5 protein-coding genes are annotated in these 4446 nt (G+C 45.1%); 2 read left to right on the forward strand and 3 right to left on the reverse strand.

The annotated features are described in order from the left end of the window. Positions 1-196: 196 nt before the first annotated feature. On the reverse strand, positions 197-1351 hold the full coding sequence (locus A3735_RS11685) for an acyl-CoA dehydrogenase family protein (protein ID WP_068507020.1): 1155 nt from the start codon (positions 1349-1351) through the stop codon (positions 197-199). Positions 1352-1484: 133 nt separating this feature from the next. Between A3735_RS11685 and A3735_RS11690 the strand changes: the two genes are divergently transcribed. Together A3735_RS11690 and cynS are read left to right on the forward strand one after the other, a co-directional pair. Continuing rightward, positions 1485-2450, forward strand: a complete 966-nt coding sequence (locus A3735_RS11690) for a GlxA family transcriptional regulator (RefSeq protein WP_197485879.1) — start codon at positions 1485-1487, stop codon at positions 2448-2450. 254 nt (positions 2451-2704) lie between these two features. Continuing rightward, positions 2705-3145, forward strand: a complete 441-nt coding sequence (gene cynS / locus A3735_RS11695; protein ID WP_068554530.1) for a cyanase — start codon at positions 2705-2707, stop codon at positions 3143-3145. 122 nt (positions 3146-3267) lie between these two features. Here cynS and A3735_RS11700 read toward each other — a convergent pair whose 3' ends face one another. Both A3735_RS11700 and A3735_RS11705 read right to left on the reverse strand, forming a co-directional pair. Continuing rightward, positions 3268-3804, reverse strand: a complete 537-nt coding sequence (locus A3735_RS11700) for a manganese efflux pump MntP family protein (RefSeq protein WP_231882545.1) — start codon at positions 3802-3804, stop codon at positions 3268-3270. 103 nt (positions 3805-3907) lie between these two features. Further along, positions 3908-4446 (reverse strand): plastocyanin/azurin family copper-binding protein (locus A3735_RS11705; protein ID WP_231882546.1); only part of this gene is annotated, 539 nt, incomplete at its 5' end.

The following is a 4446-nucleotide window of genomic DNA, read 5'->3' on the forward strand; positions in this document are numbered from 1 at the left end:
TAAGTCCTGAGTTCGGGTATTAAAGCTGGGAAACGTGCCTACGACACCGTTTTTACATGCATTGATCACCAGTTTAGGGCTAGAGACCAAAAACATCGGCGCGCAGATAACAGGCAAGCTTAGTTTGTTTTCGAATAAGGCGGGTATTGGCATTTTTTCTATCTCAATGTAAAAGCTATTTTTGGCAGAACCGCTTCTATCGTCGGCTCGGCAATGTGCCCATATGCTTGGCAATAATTCCGAGCATCATCTCATCACTACCACCGGCTATCGATAGTATCCGCGTATCACGATAGGCTCTGGCAGCAGGATTATCCCACATAAAACCCATGCCTCCCCAGTATTGAAGGCAGCTATCACTTACTTCACGCCATAACCTGCCCATTTTTAATTTAGCCATGGATGCCAGGTAGGTCGCGTCTTCACCTTCAATATGTTGCTGACAAGCTCTCCAAGTCAGCGCTCTGAGCGCCTCAACTTCGGTTTGCAACTCTGCCAAGCGAAAGTGCACCACCTGATTGTTTAATATCGGCTGGCCAAAGGTCTCCCTATCTCGGCACCAATCCCGGGTATCACTGATAATTCGCTCCATTCCCTTTAGTGAACTCGCAGCGGCATACATTCGCTCTTCTTGAAACTGCATCATCTGCATAGCGAAACCTTTGTTCTGTTCGCCTATTCGATAGCGCTTAGGTACGCGAACATTATCAAAGAATATCTGCCCCGTATCACTGGCGCGCATACCGAGTTTATCCAAAGGCTTTGAGATCTCGATACCCGGTGAATCCAAAGGCACAATGATCATTGATTTATTTGCATGAACACTGCCTTCAGAAGTGTTGGCAAGTAAACAAATCCAATCACCTTGCGTCGCATTCGTGATCCACATCTTACTGCCATTGATAAGGTAGTCATCACCGTCACTTTTAGCGGTCGTTTTTAAACCTGCAACATCTGAACCTGCCCCAGCTTCACTAACCCCGATACAAGCAACCATATCTCCAGCGATGGCTGGCGCCAAAAAATCACGTTTTAACTCATCACTACCAAAACGAGCCAAAGCAGGCGTGGCCATGTCTGTTTGCACACCAATCGCCATGGGCAAGGAACCCCCATAGGCTCGGCCAATTTCCTCAGCAAACACCAGGTTATAACTATAATCTAAACCTGCACCACCATTCGCTTCGGGTTTATGTATACCCAACAAGCCCAGGTCACCCATTTTCTTGAATAGTGAATGTAAAGGCGCTTTGCCTGCCTGCTCCCACTCATCAACAAAAGGGTCCATTTCCTGATCAACAAAGGCTCGCACTGTTTTGCGTAAGGCTTCATGTTCAGACGTGAATTTCATGCTCATCTCCAATATAAGATCTAACTAACGCAATCTTAAGAATCGAAGACAAAAAGAAACAGCGTGACTCAGGACATATAAATGGCCAAACGGGCCATAAAGGTAAATAATACCCCAATATCTTCTGGAGATTATGATGCTAAAACATGTCACGCTTTATGCCTGCGAGAATGCAATGGGCTTAAGTTTAGGCCTTAGTCATGATGTATTTGCCTTTGCCTCCATGCTACAAAAAAAGCTTTTGGGCGAGGCTATATCTATCTCGCTAGTTACCTTAGATGGCAAAGCTATTTCATCATTCAGCGGCTTAAGCATTACACCTGATCAGGCACTAGGCGATATCAAACATACAGACCTGGTCATTCTTCATGGAATCTGGGGTAACATGGAAGCGTTGCTAATCGATCAGCGCCCCTTATACCCAAAGCTTAGGGAGTGGCACGAGCAAGGTATCCCGATTATGGCTGCGACAACCGGTTCCTACTTTCTGGCAGAGGCGGGGCTCTTGGATGAGCGAATCTGTACCACGCATTGGCATAAGCAAGAAGAGTTCGCACAGAAGTACCCCAAAATCGATCTTCGCCCCGATCGTTTTATTACCGCTACCGGGGAACTGTATTGCTCTGCAGGAATGAATGCAGCCATGGAGATCATGATCTATCTGCTTTCACGCTTATCCTGCACTGAGGTTGGCGAAGCCGTAGAAAGTACTTTTTTGGTCGATTTCAGACGAGCCTACTCCGGCGAATTTGCCTCCATTGGTAAACAAACCTACCATCAAGACGACGCTATTCTGTCTATCCAGCAGTGGCTTGAAATCCACTTCATTGAGCCCCTTTCTATCGAGCAACTTGCCACAAAAGCAAATATGAGTGTACGCACCTTTAAACGTCGCTTTAAAGAAGCAACGGGCGAATCACCTCTTAGCTATATTCAACACTTAAAAATTGAGCAGGGAAAAGAGCACCTCAAACATAGTGATCAAAGTGTCGCAGAAATATCATGGAAGGTTGGTTATCAAGACCCTGGCCACTTCAATCGTTTATTTCAGCGAAAATATGGCCTAAGCCCCGCCGCTTGGCGTAAGAAGCTACGATAAATTTTGCTCACTACAATCAGCTAGACAAGTCCCTTGATTCAGCAGTGCCTTAGGACAGGGCTCTCTCTTCGAAACAAGCCTTTCAGTGCACACTAATAAGGCCCTCACTGATAGATCACACGCATAGGTTTTAGCTAATCTATTGAATAATAATAACAATTTCCAATGGCATAGCGCTTGCAGAAGCCCTTTATGAAATTTATTCCTCAGCTCAAACCTGACGCTGACCAACACAGTAAATAAAGGTGATTGTGATGAAGAAAGAAGAAGTGATCGAAGCAATTGTATTAGCTAAAAAATCTAAAGAACTTACCTGGGAAGGTATGGCAGAAGAAGTCGGCATGGGCTCAGTATGGCTCACCTCAGCTTGTCTGGGCATGAATAGTATGCCCGAGGACGTTGCAGATAAGGTTTGTGCCTTACTTGATTTACCGGACGAAGCAAAGCCTGCATTGATGGAATACCCGACTAAAACCTGGGATCAATCCATTCCTCAAGACCCTTTAATTTATCGGCTATATGAAATTGTCGGTGTCTACGGCGATACGCTAAAAGAAGTAATACAAGAAAAGTTTGGCGACGGCATCATGAGCGCAATTGACTTCAGTATGGATGTTGAAAAAGAAGAGAACCCGAAAGGTGATCGCGTCGTCTTAACCATGAATGGTAAGTTCTTACCCTACAAAGCCTGGTAGCTTAATCGAGTACGAGGCCAGAGCTTCGTACTCACTTTTATTTATTGTTTTTACTTAATAATTTCTCGAACCCTATTTAAACAATTTTTAGTTCTCTATGAATGACAGTAGGCTGGACCGTCTTAGCCTAAGAGGACCTTTAACCCGATCAATATCAAAATCGTCCCACCTAACACTTCAGCTCGACTTTCGAGCCAAGTGCCTGTTTTCTCGCCAAGGTAGACTCCGGCAAAGCTAAATAGTGCAGTGGTTATAGCTATGAAAGTACAGGCTAGAAATCCGTTAACGTTCAGCAACGTTAACGAAAAGCCCGCCGCCATTGCGTCGATACTGGTGGCAATACCTAGAATGAACATAGCACGATGAGTTATATGAGAAGGGACATTCTCTTCACCAGTTATAAGCGCTTCATAGATCATCTTAATACCAATAATCAAAAGCAATATAAACGATACCCAGGGAGCATAGGTTTCAGCAAAAACGAGAACACCTTTACCTCCTATAAAACCAATAAGGGGCATAAGGCCCTGAAAAAGGCCGAAGTAAATAGCGCACATTGTGGCAAGCTTTAGTGTGCCGACCGTTTTTTTTGAACCTAAACCAATAGACACAGCAAACGCATCCATACTTAACGCGATTGCCAGAAGTAACAATGCCAACAAAACGAACCCTTAGTTCAACTATATTTGGGTTGAGAAGTATACAAAACCTAGATGTTAGTGTGTTAAATGGATTTCTCAACGGGATTTATATTTCTTGTTTCTATGGTCGAAACTTTACCGGGCTGTGCATTCCCGCTTGGTAATGGCCTGGAATATTACAAGCAGCTTCTACTTCAGCCGCTTCTTCAAATGTCCATATGAGTATTTCTGTTTTGCCTGGTGCTACGGTAATTGCGTTGCCACCTGGACCGTGATGCATGTTGGGGTTCTTCATCATCATCTGGCCGTGCTCCATATGTTCGTCTTTGGTACCAATCGAAAATTCATGAGGCACAGCGCCTTTGTTGGTAATGATAAACTTGATCGTCTCGCCATTTTTTATATTGAACGGCTCGTGAACAAAGCGCATCGCGTCGTTCGCTTCAACGTTAATCACGCGATCCACTTCACTTTCTTGCCCTGGTTTACCCGCCAATGACTCTCCATGATGACCACCGTGAGCGCCACCATGGTGCCCCCCCCCATGATGACCTCCACCTTTTTGCCCGTCTTGCATGCCGTCTTTCATGTCGACACTCATGTGACCGTGCCCACCGGTATCGCCCATATGCTTTTCTTGCATCATTTTGTGGTGATCGT

The sequence above is a fragment of the Oleiphilus sp. HI0061 genome, assembly GCF_001635675.1.

Bases quoted from the DNA above. Each gene is read 5' to 3' on its own strand.
- A3735_RS11685 (WP_068507020.1), bottom strand. From the start codon at position 1,351: ATGAAATTCACGTCTGAACATGAAGCCTTACGCAAAACAGTGCGAGCC.
- A3735_RS11690 (WP_197485879.1), top strand. From the start codon at position 1,485: ATGATGCTAAAACATGTCACGCTTTATGCCTGCGAGAATGCAATGGGC.
- cynS (WP_068554530.1), top strand. From the start codon at position 2,705: ATGAAGAAAGAAGAAGTGATCGAAGCAATTGTATTAGCTAAAAAATCT.